Below are 23,532 nucleotides of genomic sequence, written 5' to 3'. Positions count from 1 at the left end.
AGCCGTGACCATCGCTCATCCCTTCACGAACGATTACTCGCGTTCCGCCCACCCGCGGATCCTCGAAGACCTCGCCTCCTTGGGGGCGCGCGCCTTCGACGGCTACGGATGCGATGGGCTCACCTCCCGGGCGTCGGAGCTCATCCTCGAGGCGTGCGCCGCACCCGGGGGAGCGGTGCACCTCGTCCACGGCGGCACGCAGGTGAACGCCCTCTACGTCGACTTCGCCGTGCGCCCCTGGCAGTCGGTGGTGTGCGTCGAATCCGGTCATATCGCAACGCATGAGGCCGGCGCCGTCGAGCACCTCGGGCATCGTCTCGTCACCCTGCCCGCCGACGAGGGGAGGATGGACGCCGCGGTCTTGGAGGACTACCTCCGCGGATGGAGGGATTCGCAGCTGAGGGAGCATATGACGGAGCCGGGGCTCGTCTACATCTCGCAGCCGACGGAACTGGGGACGCTCTACTCGCTCGAGCAGCTCGAGGCGCTGTCCTCCGTGTGCCGCTCCTTCGGCGTCGGCCTGTACGTCGACGGGGCGCGCATGGGCTACGGCCTGGCATCTAAGGCGAACGACGTTTCGCTCGCCGACCTGTCCCGGCTGACCGACGCCTTCACGATCGGCGGAACGAAGTGCGGGATGCTCTTCGGTGAAGCGCTCGTCATCCCGGATGCGGCTCATGCGGGTTCGATGCGGACGCTCATCAAGGCGCACGGGGCGCTTCTCGCGAAGGGCTGGCTCCTCGGCGTTCAGTTCCTCACGATGTTCCGCGACGGCCTCTACACCTCGATCACGAGGACCGCGAATGAGCGGGCGGCGCGACTGTCGCGGGCCTTCGCCGACGCCGGTTTCGACATGCTCATCGCCTCGCCGACCAACCAGATCTTCCCCGTGCTGCCCGTCGGGCTCGCGCGCGAGCTCATCGAGGAGTTCGGGGTGTACGAGTGGGAGCCGGTCGGCGATTCGCGCCTGTGCGTGCGCGTCGTCGTCTCATGGGCGACCACTGACGAGGACGAGGCCGCTCTGATCGCCTGGATCGCCTCTCACACTCTGCGCTGAAGGGGAGGCGGTGCGGGCCTTGGATGGGGCCCGCCCCGCCCGGCGCTCACCAGCGGTCGTGCACGTGAGCGCGGATCCGCTCCTCGTACAGCGCCTCGAGGGCCTCATTCAACGCGGGGTCGAGCCGTGCGATCCGGGCGGCCGAGGCGTTGGCGACGGCCTGTTCGCGCGAGCGCGCCCCGGGGATGACGGTCGTGACCCCCGGACGCTCGATGAGCCACTTGAGGGCGATCTGAGCGGGGGTGGCGCCTTCGGGCCCGAATTCGGCGCAGAGGGCGGCGAACTCCCGGGCCGCCTCGACCCCGATGTCGAAGGGGACGCCCGCAAAGGTCTCGCCCACGTCGAAGGCGGAGCCGTCCCGGTTGTAGCTGCGGTGGTCCTTGGTGTCGAAGCGCGTCTCGCGCGTGTACTTGCCGGAGAGGAGCCCGGAGGCGAGGGGGACGCGCACGATGATGCCGACGCCCTGCTCGAGGGCGCGGGGCAGGACTTCATCGAGCGGCTTGCGGCGGAAGACGTTGCAGATGATCTGAATCGTCGCGGCGCCGTGGTCCATCGCGATGAGGGCCTGCTCGCAGGTCTCGACCGAAGCGCCGAAGGCCGCGATCCTCCCTTCGTCCCGCATGCGCTTCAGGGCGTCCCAGGTGCGGGCAGAGGCGAGGACCTCGGTGGGAGGGCAGTGGAGTTGGACGAGGTCTAGGGTGTCGACGCCGAGGAGGCGGCGCGAGCGCTCATTCCACTCGAGCATCGCCTCGGGCGTTTAGTTCTCGGGCTCTTGGGGCGCGCGGCGGCCCATCTTGGTCGCGACGAAGGGGCGCGCGCCCCCGTGATCCTCCAGTGCGTCTCGGATGATCGATTCCGAGCGGCCGTCGCCGTAGACATCGGCGGTGTCGAGGAAGGTCACGCCGGATTCGAGTGATGAGGCGATGACGCGCCCGGCCTCGTCGGCCGTGACCTCGCCCCAGTCCGCTCCGAGTTGCCACGTGCCGAGGCCGATGACCGAGACGTCCGCCCCGGTTGATCCGAGTGGGCGGATTTCCATTTCTCTCCTTCGAGTCGACTGCGCATCCATCATAAGTGAACGTTCACTGAGGTGAGGGCCGCATCACGCCGGCCTGCCGGCCCGGGGCCGTCCCTTCGTGGGCGAATGCGCGATAATGTCCGGGTGACTGAGATTTCCCTGGGGATGCCCCACGTCAAGCGCACGCCGTTCCCGCGCAGCAGGACCCGCCGGATCTCGGTGGGTTCGGTTCCCGTCGGCGGAGGCGCCCCCGTTTCCGTCCAGTCGATGACGACGACGAAGACGCATGACATCGGCGCCACCCTTCAGCAGATCGCCGAGCTCACCGCCGCCGGATGCGACATCGTCCGCGTCGCCTGCCCGACGGACAAGGACGCCGAGGCGCTGCCGATCATCGCGAAGCAGTCGCGGATCCCCGTCATCGCCGACATCCACTTCAATCCCAAGTACGTCTTCGCCGCGATCGATGCGGGCTGCGGGGCCGTGCGCGTGAACCCGGGCAACATCCGCAAGTTCGACGACCAGGTCAAGGAGATCTGCAAGGCGGCCTCGGACGCGGGCGTCTCCTTGCGCATCGGCGTGAACGCCGGCTCGCTCGACCCGCGCCTGCTCAAGAAGTACGGCAGGGCCACCCCGGAGGCGCTCGTCGAGTCCGCCGTGTGGGAGGCCTCCCTCTTCGAGGAGAACGACTTCCACGACTTCAAGATCTCCGTCAAGCATCACGACGTCCTCACGATGATCGAGGCCTACCGCATGCTCTCGGAGAAGGGCGATTGGCCGCTGCACCTCGGCGTCACCGAGGCCGGCCCCGCGTTCCAGGGGACGATCAAATCCGTCTCGGCCTTCTCCGTCCTGCTCTCCGAGGGGATCGGGGACACGATCCGCGTCTCCCTGTCCGCGCCGCCGGTCGAAGAGATCAAGGTCGGCACGAAGCTCCTCGAGTACATGGGCCTGCGCGATCGGACGCTCGAGATCGTCTCGTGCCCCTCGTGCGGCCGCGCCCAGGTGGATGTGTGGACTCTCGCGGAAGAGGTGACCGAGGGCCTCAAGGACCTCAAGGTCCCGCTTCGGGTCGCCGTCATGGGGTGCGTCGTGAACGGCCCGGGCGAGGCCCGCGAGGCGGATCTCGGCGTCGCCTCGGGCAACGGCAAGGGGCAGATCTTCATCCGGGGCGAGGTCGTCGAGACGGTTCCCGAGGATCGGATCGTCGAGACCCTCATCCGAATCGCGAACGCCCTGGCCGAGGAGATGGGGCTGGAAGAGGGGGAGGGCTCGGTCGAAGTCCTTCCCGTGATCCGCTGAATCGAAACCCGTACGACCGCAGGAGAGAAGATGAAGAAGCGCTGCGCCCTCGCCCTCGGGCTCGCCGGGACGGCCTTGGCCGCCTGGGCGACTGGATTCCCGAAACGGATCGGCCTGACCGCCTCAGAGGCGTCCGTCTCGCTTCCCGGCGATCTGCTCGTGCCCGACCCTGGCGTCGTCGTCGATCGGGGCATCCGCATCGATGCGCCGGTCGAGGCGGTGTGGCGCGTCGTGGAGGCCGCGTACGAGGGCGATGAAGCACGGGTCGCGGCTCGGGAGGAGAACTCCTGCCTCATCCTGCGGGTGCCCGCTCCGGGCCTCGGCGACGAGGATGAGCTCTCGGGCACCTGCGTCTTCGCCCTGCTGCCCCTGCCCAATGGGCGCACCCTCCTCCACCTGAGGGAGCGCCATGCCTCGAGGGACGACGCCTCCGACGGCTTCCTCCTCGCGCTCCTGGCCCTCGAGTCCGTGTCGACGATGCGCATGCTCTTCGGCATCCGTTCGGCCGCCTGCGCCTGATCGGCGCCGACTCGCCTCTTCCCGGGCGCCGGGTAGACTGGGCCGGGTCCCGCGCATCGGAGAGCGGGCTGCAGCCGAAGGAGGTGCGCGATGGCGCATTGGGGCGCGATAGCGATGCTCGTCGGCACTGGCGTCGCGATCCTCGCCGCCTGGGGCTGGATCTGGCTGGGCCTGACCCGTTCCATGCGCCGCATCGCCCTGGAACGCCTCTACCCCTGGTCGTCGACCGCCGCGATTCCGAAGGTGCAGGCGGTGATCTGGCCCGCGATGCCCCTGGTCGGATTCGCGTGGATCGGCGTCGGTGGGATGACCGTGCGCATCGCATCGGGCCACGATCCGATGTCCGCGGCCGTCCTCGTCGCCCTGCTCTTCGGCGCGGTCCTGGTCCTGGGCGTACTCGCCCTGCTCGATCAGGAGCTGCCCGGCTGCTGCTATCCCGGGTGGAGGGCGAAGCGGTACTACCTCAAGCATCCTGAGCGTGCTCAGGAGGAACTGGACGCGCGCGTCGGGCGCCGCCTTAGGGCCTCGCGGGCCGCTTAGCGCCCCGCGGAGGGGCGGACTCGCAGTGCTTCGGCCCGGTGGACTAATCTGGAGCGGTGCTGAGAACTCTGTCTACTTACTTCCTGCGAACGCTACGTGAAGATCCGGCCGACGCCGAAGTCGATTCCCATAAGCTGCTCGTGAGAGCGGGCTACGTGCGCCGCACGGCGCCCGGCATCTACACCTGGCTGCCGCTCGGCCTGAGGGTCCTGCGCAAGATCGAGGACATCGTACGCGAAGAGATGGATCGGATGGGCGCCCAGGAGGTGCTCTTCCCGGCCCTCCTGCCCGCGGATCCCTACAAGGCGACGAACCGTTGGGAGGAGTACGGGCCGACCCTCTTCAAGGTCGTGGACCGCAAGGGCGGCGACTACCTCCTCGCACCGACCCATGAGGAGATGTTCACCCTTCTCGTCAAGGACATGTACTCCTCCTACAAGGATCTGCCGACGACCCTGTACCAGATCCAGACGAAGCACCGCGACGAGGCCCGTCCTCGTGCCGGCCTGATCCGCGGCCGCGACTTCGTCATGAAGGACGCCTACTCCTTCGACATCGATGATGAGGGCCTGGAGGCCTCCTACCTGGCCGAGCGCGAAACCTACGAGCGGATTTTCACCCGTCTCGGCCTCGAATACGTCATCGTCTCGGCGATGTCGGGCGCGATGGGCGGCTCCCGATCGGAGGAGTTCCTCCATCCGAGCCCCATCGGCGAGGACACCTTCGTCCGCTCGCCGGGCGGGTACGCGGCGAACGCGGAGGCCGTGACCACTCCTGCGCCCGCCCCCGTGGACGCCTCGGGCGTCGGTCCGGCCAGGGTCGTCCCGACCCCCGACGCGCCGACGATCGAATCCCTGGTCGACCTCCTCAACGCCGAGTATCCGCGCGAGGACGGAAGGGCGTGGACTGCGGCGGACACGCTGAAGAACGTCGTCGTGCGCCTGACGCACCCGGACGGCACCGGTGAGCTGCTCGTCGTGGGCGTCCCCGGCGATCGGGAGGTGGACATGAAGCGCCTCGAGGCGGCGGTCGCCCCCGCAGAAGTCGAAATGGCCGTCGATGAGGACTTCGAGGCCCATCCCGAACTCGTCCGCGGCTACATCGGTCCGCAGGCGATCGGCCCGAACTCCCCGGCCCGCACCGTCGATGAGAACGGGGCGGCGAGCGGTTCGGTCCGCTACCTCGTCGATCCGCGCATCGTCGAGGGCACGAGCTGGGTGACTGGCGCGAACCTCGACCGTCACCACGTCCTCGACCTCGTGATGGGCCGCGACTTCGGGGTCGACGGCACGATCGAGGCCGCCGAGGTCCGCGAGGGCGATGAGGCGCCCGACGGCTCCGGACCGCTCCACCTGGAGCGCGGCATCGAGATCGGCCACATCTTCGCCCTCGGGCGCAAGTACTCCCAGGCCCTGGGGCTCAACGTCCTCGATGAGAACGGCAAGTCGCGCGTCGTCACGATGGGCTCCTACGGGATCGGGGTCTCCCGCGTGCTCGCGGCCCTCGCCGAGTCGAACCACGACGATGCGGGCCTGGCCTGGCCGGCGCGGATCGCCCCCTTCGACGTTCATGTCCTCGCCACCGGCAAGGACGACGAGGTCTTCGACACGGCGCGAGAGCTCGCCGAAAGGCTCGACGCCTCGGGCCTCGACGTGATCTTCGACGATCGGCGGAGGGTCTCCGCCGGCGTGAAGTTCGCGGACGCCGAACTCATCGGCATGCCGCTCGCCCTGGTCGTCGGTCGCGGACTGACCTCGGGCGTGGTCGAGCTGCGTGAACGCGCCTCGGGCGAACGCGCGGAGGTGCCGCTCGCCGAAGCCCTCGATGCGGTCCGGGCCGCCCATGAGCGTCTGATGGGAGGACAGCGATGACCCGCCGCGAGATCCGCGTCATCGGCGATCCGGTGCTGCGCACGCCCTGCGAGGAGATCCGGGAGATCGACCAGTCGGTCAAGTCCCTCGTCGAGGATCTGCTCGAGAACGTCGACATGGAGGGGCGGGCGGGCCTCGCCGCGAACCAGATCGGCGTGGGGCTGCGGGCCTTCTCCTACAACATCGACGGCGAGATCGGTTACGTCCTCAATCCGAGGATCGTCGCCCTGTCCGAGGATGAGTACCAGGACGGTGACGAGGGCTGCCTCTCGGTTCCCGACCTCTGGTACCCGACGCAGCGCGCATGGTACGCGCGGGTCGAGGGCATCGATCTGGATGGGAAGCCGATCACGGTCGAGGGCGAGGAGCTCATGGCCCGCTGCCTCCAGCACGAGACCGATCACCTCAACGGCATGATCTACATCGATCGCCTGGACCGGAAGACCCGGAAGAAGGCGCTGCGCGACATCCGCAATTCGAGTTTCTGAGCAGCGATCCCGATCCTTCGGCCGCGTCGTCCCCGGATGACGCGGCCGAAGGGCTATAGTGAGGGCGGACGCCGCGATTCGAAGCGACGGGTTGTGGAGGACGTAGGGGAAGACGCTCCTCAACGACAACCGGAGGTCACTTTGAGAGGGACATACACCCGCGGTGTGCTTTTCGTGCACTCGACTCCGCCCGCGTTGTGCCCGCACATCGAGTGGGCCGTCGGCGCGGCCCTGGGGCAAGAGGTCCATCTCCAGTGGACGAACCAGGAGGCCGCTCAGGGCCTCGTGCGCTCCGAATTCTCCTGGGTGGGCCCGACCGGCTCGGGCGCGCGTCTGGCATCGGCGCTGCGCGGATGGGAACACCTGCGTTACGAGGTGACGGAGGAGGCGACGGCCGCCACCGACGGCGGCCGCTGGTCGCACACCCCCGCCCTCGGCATCTTCCACTCGCAGATGGACTCCGTGGGGAACATCGTGGTGCCCGAGGATCGCATCCGCGCCGCCCTCGAGCGCGCGAGCACCCTCGAGGAGCTGCAGGAGGGACTCGATTTGGCCCTCGGTCAGGCTTGGGACGACGAACTCGAGCCCTTCCGCCACGCGGGCGCCGGCGCGCCCGTCCGCTGGTTGAACAACCGGGTCGGCTGATGGGGTCGATCGCGGAGCTCCTCGGGTACTCGCTCGTGCCCGAGCCCGATGCCGCCCCCGACGACGAGGCTCCCCGAGGGGCGCCCGCCGCATCGAAGGCGGATCTGGCGCGCGAGGCCGCCATTGCGGCCGTGCTCGAGGAGACCGGGCTGGATCCGGATGCCGCCCGGGTGGATCTGACCCTCAGGGGGGACCTGGATCTCGACGATCTGGGGCTGTACGCCATCGTCGCGAGGATCGAGCACGACCTGTCGCTGGTCCTCCCCGACGACCTCGTCGACTCGTGGGGGACTTTGGGCTCGATCCTGGACGATACCGCGAGGCTCGCCGCGGGGGAGTAGCGGTGCTCGGATCGTGAAACCCTGATACGACGATGCGCACCTCCTACTCTTGGAGTGGGAGGTGCGTCACATATGCCGAGAGCTTTCGCCGGGCTGCAAGCACCCGAGCGCCGTCCGCCCTCCTGGGTGCTGCGCTCCATCCTCGCGCTCAGCGGACTCGTGATGGCCGCCTTCGTCCTCGTCCACATGCTCGGGAATCTCAAACTGCTCATCGATCCCGAATCCATGGACGCCTACGCCGCCTGGCTTCGGGACGTGCTCGTCCCGCTCCTGCCGCGAGAAGGGGCCCTCTGGATCGCCCGCATCCTGCTCGCCTCGTGCCTCATCGCACACGCCTGGTCCGCCCTCGTCCTCAAGGCGCGCGCTGCGGCGACGAGGACCCGGGGCGCGCGGCGCAAGAGGCCCACCGGCATCCTCGCCGCGCTCATGCTGCCCAGCGGCCTCATCCTCCTCGCCTTCATCGCCGTTCACCTGCTCGACCTCACCCTCGGCCGGATCGTGCAATCCGAGGCCTTCGCCCCGCCCGATCCGCAGTTCCACGCCGCCGCCAACGTCATCGCCTCGCTCGCCCGCCCGGCGATGGCCGCCTTCTACGCGCTGAGCCTGCTCGCCCTCGCAGCGCACCTCCTTCACGGCATCGGACTGGCCGCTAAGGACCTGGGCGCCGTCTCACGGGGCTCCTTCGCCCTCTGGCGGATCGTGGGCGTCCTCGTGGCGGCGATGATCCTCCTCGGCGACGGGGCGATCGTGATCGCCTCACTCATGACAGGGGCTCCGGCATGACGATCCTCCCCCCGATCCCGCGCGCGACGGCCCCCTCGCCCCCCGAGGGCGCCCGAGGATCCCGGCCGCCGATCACCGAGGGCGAGGCCCTCAACCCCGGGGAACCGGACGGCCCGCCCCCGGGCATGTGGTCCGACTTCGTCGCCGGAGCCCGGCTCGTCGCCCCCTCGAACCGCAAGCGCTTCACGGTGCTCGTGGTCGGCACCGGCCTGGCCGGAGCGGGTGCGGCCGTGGCGCTCGCCGAACTGGGATACCGGGTCGAGGCCATCACCGTTCACGATTCGCCCAGGCGCGCCCACTCGGTCGCGGCTCAAGGGGGCATCAACGCGGTCCGGGGAAGGGGCGTCGACGGGGACTGCCTGGCCCGATTCGTCAAGGACACCCTCAAGGGCGGGGACTTCCGGGCCCGCGAGTCGGAGGTGTTCCGGCTCGCAGAGCAGTCGGCCCGGGTCATCGACTACATGGCGGCGCTCGGAGTCCCCTTCGCCAGGGAGTACGGTGGATCCCTGGCGACGCGTTCCTTCGGGGGCGTCCAGGTCTCCCGCACCTTCTACTCGCGGGGCCAGACGGGCCAGCAGCTCGAGATCGCCGCGGCGTCCGCACTCGTGCGCGAAGCCAGGGCGGGCCGGATCCTCCTGAGGACGCGCACGGAGATGCTCGAGCTCGTGGTCTGCGAGGGCAGGGCCGCAGGAGTGGTCGCCCGCGACCTCGTCACAGGGGAGCATCTCCTCCTCAGAGCCCACGCCGTCGTCCTGGCCACCGGGGGCTACGGGAATCTCTACTTCCATTCGACGCTCGCGAAGAACTCGAATGCGACCGCCGCGTGGCGGGCGCATCGCGCCGGCGCCGCATTCGCCTCCCCCTCCTTCATCCAGTTCCACCCGACGGCGCTGCCCGTCTCATCCGACTGGCAGTCGAAGACGACTCTCATGTCGGAGTCCCTGCGCAACGACGGACGCATCTGGGTGCCGATGGATCCGCAGGATCCGCGCCCGCCCGGGGACATCCCCGAGGCCGAACGCGACTACTACCTCGAGCGCAGGTACCCGGCATTCGGCAACCTCACGCCCCGCGACATCGCTTCGCGGGCGGCGAGTGCCGAGATCCGCGCGGGCCGCGGGGTCGGGCCGGGGAGGAACTCCGTCTACCTCGACTTCGCCGACGCCCTCGCCGCCCAGGGGCGCGAAGCGATCGCCGGCAAGTACGCGAACCTCTTCACGATGTACCGCGACGCCACGGGCGAGGACCCCTACACGCGGCCGATGCGGATCGCTCCGGGCGCGCATTTCACGATGGGCGGCCTCTGGGTGGACTACCGCCTCCAATCGACGATCCCCGGCCTCTTCGTCGCGGGGGAGGCGAACGCGGCGTATCACGGGGCGAACCGCCTGGGCGCGAATTCCCTGCTCGCCGCCTGCGCCGACGGGTCCTTCACTATTCCGCACGTCGTCGCGGACTATCTCGCCCCACGGCTCGCCGACCCCCTGATCGACAGTGGGGATGCGGCCTGCCGGGCGGCCCTGGAGCGCGTCGAGTCGCGCATCGGCGCGCTCTTGTCGAACCCGGGCTCGACGCCCGCGAAGCGCTTCCACCGCGAGCTGGGCGCGGTCATGTACGAGGCCTGCGGAGTGACGAGGACGGCCGAATCGACCTCGGCGGGTGCGAGGAGGATCCGCTCCCTGCGGGCGGCATTCGACGAGGACGCGCGCGTCACCGGTCGAGCGGGGGAGTTCAACCCGGATCTCGTCGAGGCGATGAGGATCCGCGACTATCTCGAGCTGGGCGAGCTCGCGTGCATCGACGCCCTCAATCGCGAGGAGTCCTGCGGCGCGCACTTCCGGGCCGAGCACGTCTTGCCCGACGGCGAGGCGCGACGCGATGACGCGCATTGGATGTGCGTGTCGGCATGGCACAGCTCCGCGTGGGATTCGGGGAGCCCGGAATTCGTCCACCGCCGCGAGGAGCTCCGCTACCGCCTTGTCGAGCCGGGAACGAGGGACTACAGATGAAGCTCACGATCCGGGTCTGGCGACAGCCCTCGAGTGACCGGCCGGGATTCTTCGAGGAGCACGTCCTGGAGGAGGCCGATGCGAGGATGTCGGTCCTCGAGCTCCTCGATGCCCTCAATGAGCGCCTGTCCGAGCAGGGGCTCGCCCCGGTCGCCTTCGACTCGGACTGCCGTGAGGGCGTGTGCGGCGCCTGCGGACTGCTCGTCGACGGCCGGCCCAACGGGAGCGGGGACAATCTCCCCGCCTGTCACCAGCGGATCGGGACTCGGCGCGAGGGCGGGACCGTGACGATCGAGCCCTTCCGCTCCGCCGTGATGCCCGTGGTCAAGGACCTCGTCGTCGATCGTTGCGCCCTCGACTTCCTCCAGGGGGAGGCGGGGGCATCGGCTGCGGCGACGGGGAGGGCCCCCGATGCCGACGCCGTGCCGGTTGCCCGCGATGCCGCGGAGAGGGCGCTCGACTTGGGCGCGTGCATCGGCTGCGGCTCATGCGTGGCCGCCTGCCCCAATGGATCGGCGGCCCTGTACGCGGGCGCGCGCCTCGCCTCCCTCGCACTCGCCCCCATTCCGGCGAAGCAGCGCCGGGCGCGGGCGCGGGCGATGGCGAGGGCCGTCGAGATCTTCGGACCGTGCTCCGGGTACGGCGAGTGCGCCCTGGTGTGTCCAGCGGGCATCCCGCTCGCGGTCACCGGCTTCGTCACGCGTGAGCGCTGGGGAGCGCTCTTCGCGGGCGAGGACGAGTGATGGGTCATGACGAGGTCAAAGATTGACCGCCTCTCTTTCAGGACTTGCTGAAATTTCGACAAGGGGCGGACTTTCGTCCCTCATGCGTGCATGATCGTTGTGCGGCCGCGAATCGAAGGCCGCAAGCGCTGTGTACGAGGAGTTGACGTGGGACGAGCCTTTCGGACGGAAGAGGACCTCTTGGGAACCCGTGAGGTCCCGCTCGAGGCGTACTGGGGGATCCATACGCTCAGGGCGATCGAGAACTACAGGATCTCCGGCCTGACGATCGGCGACGAGCCCGCATTCATCCGAGGCATGGTGACGGTCAAGAAGGCCAGTGCGCTCGCCAACCTCGAGCACGGCATCCTCCCGGCTCAGATCGCGGAGGCGATCATCTGGGCGTGCGATCAGATCCTCGAGGACGGCCGCTGTCTCGATCAGTTCCCGATCGACGCCTTCCAAGGCGGTGCGGGGACGAGCGTCAACATGAACACGAACGAGGTCGTCGCGAACCTCGCACTCGAGCGCCTCGGCTTCGCCAAGGGGCGGTACTCGCACGTCAACCCGAATGATCACGTCAACAAATCGCAGTCGACCAATGACGCCTATCCGAGCGGCTTCCGCCTCGGGCTCCACGAGAAGGTCGAAGGGCTCATCGCCGAGCTGGAGCGCCTCATCGACTCCCTCGACTCCAAGGGGCGCCAGTTCGCGAACGTCTTGAAGATGGGGCGCACCCAGCTCCAGGACGCGGTGCCCATGAGCCTCGGCAAGGAGTTCGAGGCCTTCGGCGTCCTCCTGGGCGAGGAGATCCCGAGGCTGCGGAACAACTCCGCCCTCCTCCTGGAGGTCAACCTCGGGGCGACGGCGATCGGCACGGGGCTCAACACGCCCGAGGGCTACCAGGAGACCGTGGTCCGCCATCTCAGGGCGATCACGGGCCTGGACATCCGCGGCGCGGAGAATCTGCTCGAAGCGACGAGCGATACCGGCGCCTACGTCTCCATGCACGCCGCGATCAAGCGCCTCGCCGTCAAACTGTCGAAGATCTGCAATGATCTGCGCCTCCTCTCCTCGGGACCGAGGGCGGGGCTCGGTGAGATCCGCCTGCCCGAGCGCGCCGCGGGCTCATCGATCATGCCGGCGAAGGTGAACCCGGTCATCCCCGAGGTCGTCAACCAGGTCTGCTTCAAGGTCATGGGCAACGACGTCGCCCTCACCTTCGCGGCCGAGGCCGGTCAGCTCCAGCTCAATGTCATGGAGCCGGTGATCGCGCTGTCGCTCTTCGAGTCGATCAACCTGCTCACCAACTCGATGAGGACCCTGCGAGAATTCTGCATCATCGGGATCGAGGCGAACGAGGACGTCTGCCGGAACAACGTGCTCGATTCGATCGGCATCGTCACCTATCTCAACGAGGTGATCGGTCATGCGAACGGCGACATCGTCGGCCGCGAGTGCGCCAGGAGCGGACGGAACGTCCGCGAGGTCGTTCTGGAGATGGGCCTGCTCGACGAGGCGACCCTCGACGAACTCCTCTCCGTCGAGAACCTCCTGCGGCCCAAGTACCGCGATGCCCGCTACTACTCCGGCGCGGATCCCTCGGTCGTCGAGATCGTGGAGGAGCAGGAGGGGTGAGCGGCGCAGACGGGGGCCTCCTCGCCCTCGTCATGCCCGCGCTCGCGATGCGGCCCGGCCTCACCTGATCCCCTCGTCCCGCTAGGATCGAGGGGGCAGAAAGGAACCCTCGTGGCGAAACTCTATTACCGGTACGGGGCGATGAACTCGGGCAAGTCGACGGCCCTGCTCCAAGCGGCGTACAACTACGAGGAGCGCGGACAGCGGGTCCTCCTGGCCAAACCGCTCATCGACACCAAGGGGGACCGCACGATCGTCTCGCGCCTGGGCGTCGCCCGGGAGGTGGATCTGCTCGTCGAGCCGGAGGTCGACCTCTACGCCCTTGTGAGCGGGATCGCCGACGAGGGCGCCGCCCGCGGCGAGCCGGTCGCCTGCCTCCTCGTCGATGAGGCCCAGTTCCTCGAGGAGTCCCAGGTCGACGACCTCCTCGAACTGGCGGTGCGCGCGTCCATCCCGGTTCTCGCCTACGGGATCAGGACCGACTTCCGGACGCATTCCTTCCCGGGGTCCCGGCGGCTCCTCGAAGTGGCCCACTCCTTGGAGGAGCTCAAGACCATCTGCCGCTGCGGGCGCAAGGCCATGTTCAACGGGCGCAAGATCGGCGAGCGCTTCGTCTTCGACGGCGCTCAGGTGGCGATCGACGGCGTCGAGGTCACCTACGAGTCGCTCTGCCCCTCCTGCTATCTCGAGGCCGGGGGAGTCCTGCCCTATCGCGCCGCGAGGAATGCGCGCCGATGACGCCCGTCGCTTGAAATGACGGTGCCCTCGTCCTTGAGGACGAGGGCACCGTTCTATGCGGCGGAGCTCACTGCGCGCCGGGGCGGGCAGCCGCGTCGACGGCGTTGTTGAAGAGCTCGTACTTGGCGATCGCCTGGGCGACGAGCGCGCGGTCGATCCGCCCCTGGTCGGCGAGGGCCTGGAGCGTGCGGACCGCGAGGGACTCGGCGTCGATGTGGAAGTAACGGCGGGCGGCGCGTCGGGTGTCCGAGATGCCGAAGCCGTCGGCGCCGAGCACGCGGTACTCGCCGGGGATCCACGGCCGGATCATGTCCTGGGTGAGCGAATCGAAGTCGGAGGTCGCGAGGAAGGGGCCCTCGGCTCCGGCGAGCTGGCTCGTGAGGAAGGCGGTGCGCGGCTCCTCCCCGGGGTGGAGGAAGTTGTGCTCGTCGGCTTCGAGGCCGTCGCGGCGCAGTTCGTTCCACGAGGTCACCGACCACACGGCGGCGTCGACGCCCCAGTCCTCGGCCAGGAGCCTGCGGGCCTCGCGCGCCCACGGCACACCCACGCCCGAAGCGAGGAGCTGGGCCTTGGGGCCGCCGAAGCCCTGGTGGTCGTCGAGCTTGTAGATGCCGCGCTTGACGCCCTCGACGTCGAGGCCCTCCGGCTCGGCGGGCTGGTGGATAGGCTCGTTGTACACGGTGAGGTAGTACATGACGTTCGGATCGCGGCCGTCGTTGCCGTACATCCGCTTGAGCCCGTCCTCGACGATGTAGCGGATCTCGTAGGCGTAGGCGGGGTCGTAGGAGACGAAGGCCCGGTTCGTCGATGCGAGGACCTGGGAGTTCCCGTCCATGTGCTGGAGCCCCTCGCCGGCCAGCGTGGTGCGCCCCGCGGTCGCGCCGATGACGAAGCCCCTGGCCAGCTGGTCGGCGGCCGCCCAGAACTGGTCGCCGGTGCGCTGGAATCCGAACATCGAGTAGAAGATGTAGATCGGCACCATCGGCAGATCGTGGGTCGCGTAGGCGGTGCCCGCGACCTGGAAGGCGGCTGCGGAACCGGCCTCGGTGATGCCCGTGTGGAGCACGTGGCCCTGCTCGGACTCCTTGTAGGAGAGCATCATGTCGGCGTCGACGGCCGTGTAGTTCTGGCCGTGGGTGTTGAAGATCTTCGCCGAGGGGAAGATCGCGTCCAGGCCGAAGGTGCGCGCCTCGTCGGGGATGATCGGCACGAAGTACTTGCCGACGGTCTTGTCCTTGAGGAGGTCCTTGAGGAGTCGGACGAGCGCCATGGTCGATGCGACTTCGAGCGAACCGGAGCCCTTGGAGAGCGACTCGAAGGGCTTGGAGGGCAGCGGCGGCAGGACCGGGTTGCGGTCGGCGCGGCGCTCGGGGACCCACCCGCCGAGCTTCTCGCGGCGCTCCTTCATGTAGAGGAGGGCCGGGTCGTCATCGGCCGGACGGTAGTAGGGCGGCAGGTAGGGATCCGCCTCGAGCTGCTCGTCCGTGATCGGGATCTGCAGGCGGTCGCGCAGCTGCTTGGCGTCCTCGAGGGTGAGCTTCTTCATCTGGTGCGTCGCGTTGCGGCCGGCGAAGTGGGTGCCGAGGGCGTAGCCCTTGATCGTGTGGGCGAGGATGACGGTCGGCTGGCCGGTGTGCTCCATCGCCGCCTTGTAGGCCGCGTACACCTTGCGGTAGTCGTGACCGCCGCGCTGGAGGGCCCAGATCTGATCGTCGGTCCAGTTCTGGACCATCGCCTTCGTGCGGGGATCACGGCCGAAGAAGTGCTCGCGCACGTAGGCCCCGTCGTTCGCCTTGAAGGTCTGGTAGTCGCCGTCGAGGGTGTCGTTCATGAGATGGACGAGGGCGTCGTCCTTGTCCGAGGCGAGGAGCTGGTCCCAGCCGCGGCCCCAGATCACCTTGATGACGTTCCAGCCCGCTCCCTTGAAGAAGGCTTCGAGCTCCTGGATGATCTTGCCGTTGCCGCGCACCGGGCCGTCGAGGCGCTGGAGGTTGCAGTTGACGACGAAGGTGAGGTTGTCGAGGCCCTGCTGGGCGGCGAGCTGGAGCATGCCGCGCGATTCGGGCTCGTCCATCTCTCCGTCGCCGATGAAGGCCCAGGTGTGCTGCTGGGAGGTGTCCTTGATGCCGCGCAGGTGGATGTAGCGGTCGAACCACGCCTGGTAGATCGCTTCGGCGGGCCCCAGGCCGAGGGACACGGTCGGGTATTCCCAGAACTCGGGGAGCTGGCGGGGGTGCGGGTAGGAGGGGAGGCCGTTCGGCGTGGAGGCCTGCTGACGGAAGCCGTCCATCTGCTCCTCGGTCAAGCGGCCCTCGAGGAAGGCGCGCGCGTAGGGGCCCGGGGAGGCGTGCCCCTGGAAGAAGACGTGGTCGCCGCCGCCGGGGTGGTCCTTGCCCCGGAAGAAGTGGTTGAGGCCGACCTCGTACAGCGTCGCGACGGAGGCGTAGGAGGAGATGTGCCCGCCGACCTTGACTCCGGGGCGCTGGGCGCGGGTCACCTGAACGGCGGCGTTCCAGCGGATCCAGCGGCGGTACTGGCGCTCCATCGCCTCATCGCCGGGGAAGTAGGGTTCCTGCTCGACCGGGATCGTATTGACGTAGGGGGTGGTGTACTCCTGCGGCATCTGCACGCCCTGGCGCCGGGCCTGGGCGAGCATGTGGAGCAGGATGTAACGGGCGCGGGGCCCGCCCTTCTCGTCGATGAGCCCTTCGAGGGACTCGATCCATTCTGAGGTCTCTGCCGGATCGTTGTCGGGGACCTGGCTGAGCAGGCCGTTGACGACCGGGTGGTTCTCACTCGCGTGACTCACGGATTGCCTCTTCTTCCGGGTAATTCGGCTCTCGCGCACTGCTGCGTGCGCACCCCACCATTGTCCCCCGAATCCTGTGTATATGCGAGCGAATATGGGACCTCAGACCCATGATTCATGCCTCATTCGGTGGTTCCGCGCCTCGAGACGGCCTCTCCGATCGAGGACTTCGCGCGCGTTCGGCCCGAAGTCGTCGAGGAATGCCGGGAGTGCTCTACGATGAGCGCGTGTTTGAAACAGCAGCGCGCCAGGCGCTCTTCCCGAAGGGTGGTTGTTCGTCGTGGCGGTGAGCCTCGGATTCGCACCGGGACAGATCGTGCAGGAGTTCTACGTCGACGATGACGCCGACCAGGGCCTTCGTTCGCTCATCGAGGAGGAGACCGGCTCCGAACTCGTCGATCCCGATTACGGGGATGTGGTGGACGGCGCCGTCGTGTGGTGGCGCGCCGATGACGCCGAGGAGGAGGATCTTGCGGATCTCCTCGTCGACGCCTTGACCAATCTCGATGACGGGGGCCTGATCTGGGTCTTCATCCCCAAGCCCGGGCGGCCCGGAACGGTCGCCGTCGCGGACGTGGAGGACGCGGCGAAGACCGCGGGACTGCATTCGACCTCTGCGGCGTCGGTCGGATCCGATTGGGCGGGCATCCGCCTGACCGCCCGGCCCCGGAGCCGCTGATTCGGCGGATCGGGATGCCGTCCCCCATAATGGGACGGTCCCGCTCACGATGTCGGCGCGGGCGCGGGGCCTGTAGCTCAGTTGGTCAGAGCGCTGCGTTTACACCGCAGAAGTCGTCGGTTCGAACCCGGCCGGGCCCACATCCCGGAGTCGGCGCCCCTGCGGGCGTCGGCTCCTCTTCGCGCAGCGGCGATACGGCGCCGGACGCCTCCCCTCCGTCGAGGATGAGGGGGGAATCGATGGAGGGCATCAGCGAAGCGCTCAGCTCGGCGAGCCGGCGCCCCCTCGGCGAGGTCGTTCTCCACACGAACCGGATGTCCCGGTGCGGCGCATCCGGGCCCAGGCGCTTGAGGGCGATTCCGGGGAAGCGCGGAACGGGATCGATGACGGACAGGGCCGGCAGGAGGGCGATCCCCTGCTCGAGCATCACGGCGTGACGGAGGGTTTCCAGGCTGGTGGCCCGGTAGTCGTCGAGGAGGGGGACGCCCTCGGCGATGGCCCAGCGCTCGATCTGCTCTCCGAGGCAGTGCCCCTCGGTCAGGAGCAGGACCCGGCGGTCGGCGAGGTCTCGCGCGGTGACCGCGGGGGCCTGGGCGAGGGGGTCGCCCTGCGGGATCGCGAGGATGAACTCCTCCCGGAAGAGGGGGCGCTCCTTGAAAGGGGGAACGGGCAGGTCCGAGCCGACGAGCGCGCCGTCGATCTCGCCCGCGTCGAGCATGTCGATGAGGCGGGGGGTCTTCTCCTCGACGAAGAGGGGGCGCAGATCGGGGCGCTCGTCCTTGAAGCGGGGGAGGATCCGGGGGATGAGATAGGGGCCGAGCGTCGGGAAGACCCCGATGCGCAGGGGCGAGGCGGCCCCCTTGGCCTCGCGCGCGATCTGCTCGATCTGGGCGGCGCACTCGATCGCCGTGCGGGCGCGCTCGGCGATATCGCGGCCGATCGGGGTCAGTCCGATCGGGGAAGCGCAGCGGTCGACGAGGTCAACCCCGAGTTCGTCCTCCAGGCGCCGGATCTGCACCGACAGGGTCGGCTGCGAGACGCCGCAGGCGGTGGCCGCGGCGCGGAAACTGCGCCCTTCGGCCACCGCCACGAGGTATTCGAGACTCCTCAGGTTCATGCGTCGATGGTAGCGGGAGCGGCGGCCCCCTCCCGCATGAGGTGGTCGAAGGCCGTCAGGGCGGCCGTCGCCCCCGATCCCAGCGCGGTGAGGATCTGCTTGTAGGGGGTCGTCGCGCAGTCGCCGGCGGCGAAGAGGCCGGGAACGGCGGTCGCTCCGCGCGGATCGACGAGGATCTCACCGCGGGAGTTGGTGAGCGCGGGGGCTTCGAGCCATCCGGTGTTCGGCACGAGGCCGATCTGGACGAAGACGCCCGCAACGGGGATCTCCTCGCGAGTCCCCTCCGAACGGTTCTCGACCTCGAGTGCGGTGACCGCCTTCCCGTCGCCGAGGACGCTGAGCACGCGCACGCCGGTGCGCACGGTGACGTTCGGCAGGGAGTTCAGCGTCTTGACGAGGACCGCGTCCGCCTTGAGCTCATCGAGGAACTCGACGACGGTGACCCGGGAGGCGATGGCGGCCAAGTCGATAGCGGCCTCGATCCCGGAATTGCCCCCGCCGATGACCGCGACCTCCCGCCCGGCGAAGAGGGGGCCGTCGCAGTGCGGGCAGAAGGTCACGCCCTTGTTGCGGTACTCCTGCTCCCCGGGCACTCCCATGAGCCGGTAGCTCGCCCCCGTGGCGAGGATGACGCTGCGCGAGCGCAGGCGCGCCCCGCCCGTCGTGAGGCTGAAGAGGGGATCGGACTCGGAGGGGGCGGTGAGCGCGCTGACGCGGTGCCCCGTCATGATCTCGACGTCGTAGGAGCGCACGTGCTCCTCCAGGGAGGAGGCGAGGGCCGGGCCCTCGGTGCGCCGGATCGAGCTGAAATTCTCGATGGATGCTGTGTCGAGGATCTGACCGCCGAAGCGTTCCGCGATGATCCCGGTGCGCAGTGCCTTGCGGGCCGCGTAGATCGCCGCGGTGGCGCCGGCCGGTCCGGCGCCGACGACGAGCAGATCGAAGGGCTCGAGGGAGTCGAGGGCCTTCGAACGGGCTTCGGCCGAGGAGGGGTTGAGCTTGTCGAGGATGTCCCCGATCTCCATGCGCCCGTGGGCGAAGACCTCCGAGTCCTTGTAGACCGCGGGGACGGCCGTGATGCCCAGTCCTGCGACCTCCGCTTCGAAGGCGCCCCCTTCGACCGCGGTGTGCCGGATTTTCGGGTTGATGACGCTCATGGTGTTGAGCGCCTGGACGACCGTCGGACAGTTCTGGCACGTCAGGGACATGTAGGTGACGAATTCGCCCCCGTCGAGGGCGCGGATCGCCTCGATCACGTCCTCGTCGAGCTTCGGCGGGTGGCCGCCGACCTGAACGAGGGCCAGGACGAGGGAGGCGAACTCGTGGCCCATCGGCAGGCCCGCGAAACGGACCCCGACATCGCTTCCGATGCGCCGGATCGCGAAGGACGGGGTGCGCGCATCGGCTTCTTCGACGAGGGTGACCATGTCGCTGAGCGATGCGATCTCCTCGAGGAGTTCGCGCAGGCGCCGCGAATGAGTCGAGTCGTCGAGTGATGCGGCGAGTTCGATCGGCTCCCGGATGAGGGTGAGGTACTCGGAGAGCTGGGAGAGGGCTGCGGTGTCGAGCATCGAGCGGGCCTCAGATCTTCCCCACGAGGTCGAAGGAGGGCTTGAGGGTCTCCTGGCCCTCCTCCCACTTGGCGGGGCAGACCTCGCCGGGGTGGGAGCGCACGTACTGGGCGGCCTTCACCTTGCGGACGAGTTCGGCGGCGTTGCGGCCGACGCCCTCGGGCGTGGTCTCGATGTACTGGATGATCCCGTCGGGGTCGATGAGGAAGGTGGAGCGGTCGGCGAGACCGGACTCGGGCCTCATGGTGTCGAAGTTCGCGGTGATGACGCCGTTGACGTCGCCGAGCATCGGATAGGTGAGGGTGCCGACTTCGGGCGAGGTCTCGTGCCACGCCTTGTGCACGAAGTGGGAGTCGCGGGAGACGGAGTAGACCTCGACTCCGAGGGACTGGAGCTCGGGGTAGACCTTCTCGAGGTCCGCGAGCTCAGTCGGGCAGACGAAGGTGAAGTCCGCCGGGTAGAAGAAGACGATGCCCCACTTGCCCTGGAGGTCGTCGGAGGAGACGTGGATGAAGGAGCCGTTGTGGTAGGCCTCCGTCTCGAAGGGCTTGATTCGCGTGTTGATCAACGACATGAGCTGGCCTTTCGTCCGAGCGTGAACTGACGATAGAAAATCTATATCGATTCTGGTTCGAATGAGACATTGAGGCTATTAAATCCAGGGGGTCCCTGATTCCCGAGGAAGTCTTTCGCTCCGTTGAACGAAGAAGCAGGCGTCCTCCCGACTCACTCCTCCCGGGAGTCGCCGGGGCGCCCTTCGGAGCCCGTCGGATCCTGGCCCGCGACGAGTCTTCCGGAGGAGTGGGCGCCCAAGTGCTCGAGCGCGAGGCGGGCGACGAGCTGCTGGTTCGTCGTCGTCCTCTGCGAGCGCGCTCCGGAGGCGAAGCTGAAGAACCAGTGGACGAGCGTGCCGATCTGCGACTTGAAGCCGACGATGTAGAGCAGGTGGAGGAAGCACCACGCCGCCCAGGCGAGGAAGCCGGTGAGGCGGAAGCGGCCGATCTTGACGACGGCCTTGAATCGGGCGATCGTCGCCATCGAGCCCTTGTCGCTGTAGGCGAACTCCGCCGGCGCCCTGCCCGCGCCGAGGCGGGCGAGGATCGTCTTCGCCGCGAAGCGGGCGGACTGGATCGCGCCCTGCGCGACGCCGGGCACGCCCGGGACGGCCATCATGTCGCCGAGGACGAAGATCTCCGGGTGGTCCGGGAGGGTCAGGTCCGGTCCCACGATGACGCGGCCCGCACGGTCGAGCTCGGCGCCCGCGCGCTCGGCGAGCACCCGGCCGAGTTCGCTCGCCTGGACGCCGGCGGCCCACACCTTGCACTTCGACGGGATCGTCTCGCTCGAGCCGTCCTGGTGGCGCAGCGTGACCGTGTCGTGATCGAGTCCGATGACGAGGGCGCCTGTGCGCACCTCGACGCCGAGCCTTTCGAGCTCGCGCCGCGTGACGTCGCCGAGCCTCTCGCCGAAGGCGGGTAGGGGCAGGTCCGCTCCGTCGACGAGGAGGACGCGCGCGGCGCGCGGGTCGATCGCGCGGAATTCGTTCGCCAGGGTGTGCGAGGCGAGTTCGCGGATCTGGCCGGCCATTTCAACGCCGGTCGGTCCGGCGCCGACGACGACGAAGGTGAGTAGGCGCTCGATCTCGGCCGGGTCCTCGGCGATCTCGGCCTTCTCGAAGGAGCCGAAGATGCGGGCCCTCAGTTCGAGGGCGTCGTCGATGGTCTTCAACCCCGGCGCGAACACGGCGTAGTGGTCGTTCCCGAAGTAGGACTGGCCCGCGCCGGCGGCGACGATGAGCGTGTCGTAGGGGGTTTCGCGGACCTCGTTGTGATTGCGCCAGGTGACGATGCGCTTGTCGACGTCGATGTCCTCGACGAGGGCCTGGAGGACCCGCGCGTTCTTCTGCCTCTTGAGGATCTCGCGCGTCGTCGGCGCGATGTCGCCCTCGGAGAGGATCCCGGTCGCCACCTGGTAGAGGAGGGGCTGGAAGAGGTGGTGGCCCGTCCTGGCGAGGATCGTGATCTCGGCGTCGGCGCGCTTGAGGCCCTTGGCTGCGGCGAGTCCGGCGAAGCCGGATCCGATGATGACGATGCGGTGCATGGAAGACCCCTTCTCGGAAATTAAGTCACGAGAAGATTACCGAATTCGGTCGCGCGATCATGCGCGGTGTTCACCACATTCGGCGCTGCTCCGCCTCCATCAGCATCCGCTCGGCGGCCAGGGCATCCGGCTTGCCGTTGGGCAGCTGGGGCAGCGACTCGACCCAGGCGGCCCTGCGGATCCGCTCCCAGGGCGCGAGGTGGCGGTCGAGGACCGCCACGGTCTCGCGCGCCGAACCCGAGCGGAGGCCGGAGCGGTCGACGAGCAGGGCCGAGACGACCTGGCCCCAGCGCTCATCGGGGACGCCCACGACGATGGCGTCGTCGACCCCGTCCAATCCGCGGATGAGCTCCTCCAGGCGCGCGGGGGCGACGAGCTCGCCGCCGGTGTTGATCATCCGCGAGGCGCGACCGACGATGGTGTACCAGCCCTCCTCGTCCCGGGTCGCCAGATCCCCGGTGGCGAGCCAGCCGTCCCGCACGCGCGCCGGGCCGCGCTCGCCCGCCGAGATGAAGGTCTGCGCCACACCCGGCCCCCGCACCTCGATCTCCCCGATCTCGCCCGGCCTCGCGGGCGCTCCATCGGCGAGGACGAGGCGCGCGTCGACATAGGGGAAGGGCGCGCCGAGGGCGCCCGCGGGAGCCGCCGAATCGGGGGAGGCCATCATGCCCGCACCCGCGGTCTCCGTCATCCCCCACACGTGGATGGGCCTCAAACCGGCCGAGCGGAGGCGCTGGGCGAGCACCGGACCCATGGCATCGCCCCCCACCAAGGGGCGGTGCCAGGAGGACAGGTCCGCGCCGAGGGAGGCGTTCGCATCGAGCAGCAGGTGGCACATGACCGGGACGACGAACATCATCGAGATACGATCAGCCTCGATGGAGGTCAAGACCTCCACGGGGTCGAAGCCGGAGAAGACGCGGATCGCGCCGCCGTGACTGAAGACGTCGAGGGAGGTGCCGTTGAAGCCGCCGATGTGCGACACCGGGGCGCAGACGCCGACGACCTCCTCGTAGGGCGCGTATTCGAAGCCATCGCGGAAGCACATCGAGCCCCACCACAACTGGGCGTGCGAGAGCTCGACGCCGCGAGTCCTGCCCGCCGAACCCGAGGTGTAGACGATCGCCGCGGGCTCCGATCCCAGCGCCCGGGGGGCGCCCGGCGCGGGCGGGGACGCCAGGCTCAGCGAGGCGAAACCGCCCAGCTCCAGGACCCGCATCCCGGCGCGCCCGGCCAGGGCGGAATCGGGATCGGTCAGGACCAGTCGCGGCCGGATCGAATCGATGATCCCCTCGAGGACGTCGAGCGGAAGGCGCTCGGAGACCGGCACGGTGACCGCGCCGATCCATGCGCAGGCGACGTGGAGAAGGAAGACCCAGGCGCTGTTCGCCGCTGCGAAGACGACGCGATCGCCCTCGGCGATGCCGAGAGCGCGCAGGGCGCTGACCGTCCGCGAGACGACGTCGGCGCTGCGCCCGACCGTCCAGGGCTCTTGGCCGTCGGGCCAGATGATCGACTTGCGATCGGGATGCTGCTTGGCCGCGCGCAGGAGGGCGCGGGCGGGGGAGTAATCCGGAGCGATCAC

At 68.9% G+C, this 23,532-nt stretch carries 19 protein-coding genes, 1 tRNA gene and 2 pseudogenes; 15 read left to right on the top strand and 7 right to left on the bottom strand.

Features of this window, described 5'->3' with window-relative positions; all coding sequences use genetic code 11:
- Positions 1 to 4: 4 nt before the first annotated feature.
- On the top strand, positions 5 to 1,057 hold the full coding sequence (locus HD592_RS06900) for a threonine aldolase family protein (RefSeq protein WP_343058760.1): 1,053 nt from the start codon (positions 5 to 7) through the stop codon (positions 1,055 to 1,057).
- Between the two features lie 46 nt (positions 1,058 to 1,103).
- Here the strand turns inward: HD592_RS06900 and HD592_RS06895 are convergent.
- Positions 1,104 to 2,096, bottom strand: a pseudogene (locus HD592_RS06895) (aldo/keto reductase).
- Positions 2,097 to 2,201: 105 nt separating this feature from the next.
- Between HD592_RS06895 and ispG the strand changes: the two are divergent.
- The 12 genes from ispG to HD592_RS06835 all read left to right on the top strand — a co-directional run bounded on the left by ispG (position 2,202) and on the right by HD592_RS06835 (position 13,671).
- The gene (gene ispG, locus HD592_RS06890) at positions 2,202 to 3,377 is read left to right on the top strand and encodes a flavodoxin-dependent (E)-4-hydroxy-3-methylbut-2-enyl-diphosphate synthase (RefSeq protein WP_184452808.1); all 1,176 of its coding nucleotides are present in this window, start codon (positions 2,202 to 2,204) and stop codon (positions 3,375 to 3,377) included.
- Between the two features lie 30 nt (positions 3,378 to 3,407).
- Positions 3,408 to 3,896 carry a hypothetical protein gene (locus tag HD592_RS06885; RefSeq protein WP_184452806.1) on the top strand — a complete coding sequence of 163 codons (489 nt, stop codon included), beginning with the start codon at positions 3,408 to 3,410 and terminating at the stop codon, positions 3,894 to 3,896.
- 90 nt (positions 3,897 to 3,986) lie between these two features.
- Positions 3,987 to 4,436, top strand: a complete 450-nt coding sequence (locus HD592_RS06880) for a hypothetical protein (RefSeq protein ID WP_184452804.1) — start codon at positions 3,987 to 3,989, stop codon at positions 4,434 to 4,436.
- Between the two features lie 56 nt (positions 4,437 to 4,492).
- Positions 4,493 to 6,307, top strand: a complete 1,815-nt coding sequence (locus tag HD592_RS06875; RefSeq protein WP_184452802.1) for a proline--tRNA ligase — start codon at positions 4,493 to 4,495, stop codon at positions 6,305 to 6,307.
- Positions 6,304 to 6,795, top strand: coding sequence for a peptide deformylase (gene def / locus HD592_RS06870; RefSeq protein WP_184452800.1), 492 nt, complete (start codon positions 6,304 to 6,306; stop codon positions 6,793 to 6,795). Before HD592_RS06875 ends, def begins: the two co-directional genes overlap by 4 nt.
- Positions 6,796 to 6,936: 141 nt before the next feature.
- The gene (locus HD592_RS06865) at positions 6,937 to 7,440 is read left to right on the top strand and encodes a DUF3145 domain-containing protein (protein ID WP_184452798.1); all 504 of its coding nucleotides are present in this window, start codon (positions 6,937 to 6,939) and stop codon (positions 7,438 to 7,440) included.
- Complete coding sequence (locus tag HD592_RS06860; protein ID WP_184452796.1) at positions 7,440 to 7,781, top strand: phosphopantetheine-binding protein; 342 nt, start codon at positions 7,440 to 7,442, stop codon at positions 7,779 to 7,781. The genes HD592_RS06865 and HD592_RS06860 overlap by 1 nt, the downstream gene beginning before the upstream one ends.
- Positions 7,782 to 7,853: 72 nt before the next feature.
- Positions 7,854 to 8,564 carry a succinate dehydrogenase/fumarate reductase transmembrane subunit gene (locus HD592_RS06855; protein ID WP_184452794.1) on the top strand — a complete coding sequence of 237 codons (711 nt, stop codon included), beginning with the start codon at positions 7,854 to 7,856 and terminating at the stop codon, positions 8,562 to 8,564.
- Positions 8,561 to 10,573, top strand: a complete 2,013-nt coding sequence (locus HD592_RS06850) for a fumarate reductase/succinate dehydrogenase flavoprotein subunit (RefSeq protein WP_184452792.1) — start codon at positions 8,561 to 8,563, stop codon at positions 10,571 to 10,573. The genes HD592_RS06855 and HD592_RS06850 overlap by 4 nt, the downstream gene beginning before the upstream one ends.
- Positions 10,570 to 11,316 carry a succinate dehydrogenase/fumarate reductase iron-sulfur subunit gene (locus HD592_RS06845; RefSeq protein ID WP_184452790.1) on the top strand — a complete coding sequence of 249 codons (747 nt, stop codon included), beginning with the start codon at positions 10,570 to 10,572 and terminating at the stop codon, positions 11,314 to 11,316. The genes HD592_RS06850 and HD592_RS06845 overlap by 4 nt, the downstream gene beginning before the upstream one ends.
- 147 nt (positions 11,317 to 11,463) lie before the next feature.
- Entirely contained in the window at positions 11,464 to 12,933 is a 1,470-nt protein-coding gene (gene aspA, locus HD592_RS06840) for an aspartate ammonia-lyase (RefSeq protein ID WP_184452788.1), read from the top strand.
- Positions 12,934 to 13,044: 111 nt separating this feature from the next.
- Positions 13,045 to 13,671 carry a thymidine kinase gene (locus HD592_RS06835; RefSeq protein WP_184452786.1) on the top strand — a complete coding sequence of 209 codons (627 nt, stop codon included), beginning with the start codon at positions 13,045 to 13,047 and terminating at the stop codon, positions 13,669 to 13,671.
- 67 nt (positions 13,672 to 13,738) lie between these two features.
- Here HD592_RS06835 and aceE read toward each other — a convergent pair whose 3' ends face one another.
- On the bottom strand, positions 13,739 to 16,480 hold the full coding sequence (aceE, locus tag HD592_RS06830; protein ID WP_184452784.1) for a pyruvate dehydrogenase (acetyl-transferring), homodimeric type: 2,742 nt from the start codon (positions 16,478 to 16,480) through the stop codon (positions 13,739 to 13,741).
- 280 nt (positions 16,481 to 16,760) lie between these two features.
- On the opposite strand from aceE, the gene HD592_RS06825 reads away from it, so the two are divergent.
- Both HD592_RS06825 and HD592_RS06820 read left to right on the top strand, forming a co-directional pair.
- Entirely contained in the window at positions 16,761 to 17,159 is a 399-nt protein-coding gene (locus HD592_RS06825; protein ID WP_184454535.1) for a DUF3052 domain-containing protein, read from the top strand.
- 66 nt (positions 17,160 to 17,225) lie between these two features.
- Positions 17,226 to 17,299, top strand: a tRNA-Val gene (locus HD592_RS06820).
- Positions 17,300 to 17,478: 179 nt separating this feature from the next.
- Here HD592_RS06820 and HD592_RS12610 read toward each other — a convergent pair.
- From HD592_RS12610 to HD592_RS06795, 5 genes and pseudogenes are all read right to left on the bottom strand, one after another.
- A pseudogene (locus tag HD592_RS12610) lies at positions 17,479 to 18,276 on the bottom strand (LysR substrate-binding domain-containing protein); the annotation flags it as partial.
- Positions 18,273 to 19,847 carry an alkyl hydroperoxide reductase subunit F gene (gene ahpF, locus HD592_RS06810; protein WP_184452781.1) on the bottom strand — a complete coding sequence of 525 codons (1,575 nt, stop codon included), beginning with the start codon at positions 19,845 to 19,847 and terminating at the stop codon, positions 18,273 to 18,275. The pseudogene HD592_RS12610 and the gene ahpF, both read right to left, overlap by 4 nt.
- Before the next feature lie 10 nt (positions 19,848 to 19,857).
- A complete protein-coding gene (gene ahpC / locus HD592_RS06805) occupies positions 19,858 to 20,421 on the bottom strand; it encodes an alkyl hydroperoxide reductase subunit C (RefSeq protein ID WP_154477456.1) in 564 nt (187 codons plus the stop codon).
- A 152-nt stretch (positions 20,422 to 20,573) separates the two neighbouring features.
- Positions 20,574 to 21,947, bottom strand: a complete 1,374-nt coding sequence (locus tag HD592_RS06800) for an NAD(P)/FAD-dependent oxidoreductase (protein ID WP_184452779.1) — start codon at positions 21,945 to 21,947, stop codon at positions 20,574 to 20,576.
- 70 nt (positions 21,948 to 22,017) lie between these two features.
- Positions 22,018 to 23,532, bottom strand: coding sequence for a class I adenylate-forming enzyme family protein (locus HD592_RS06795; protein ID WP_320657650.1), 1,515 nt, complete (start codon positions 23,530 to 23,532; stop codon positions 22,018 to 22,020).

The sequence above is a fragment of the Schaalia hyovaginalis genome, from assembly GCF_014208035.1.
GTDB classification, from domain to species: domain Bacteria; phylum Actinomycetota; class Actinomycetes; order Actinomycetales; family Actinomycetaceae; genus Pauljensenia; species Pauljensenia hyovaginalis.
The sequence above is the reverse complement of the archived record's forward strand: the minus strand, read 5'-3'. Positions and strand labels throughout refer to the sequence as shown.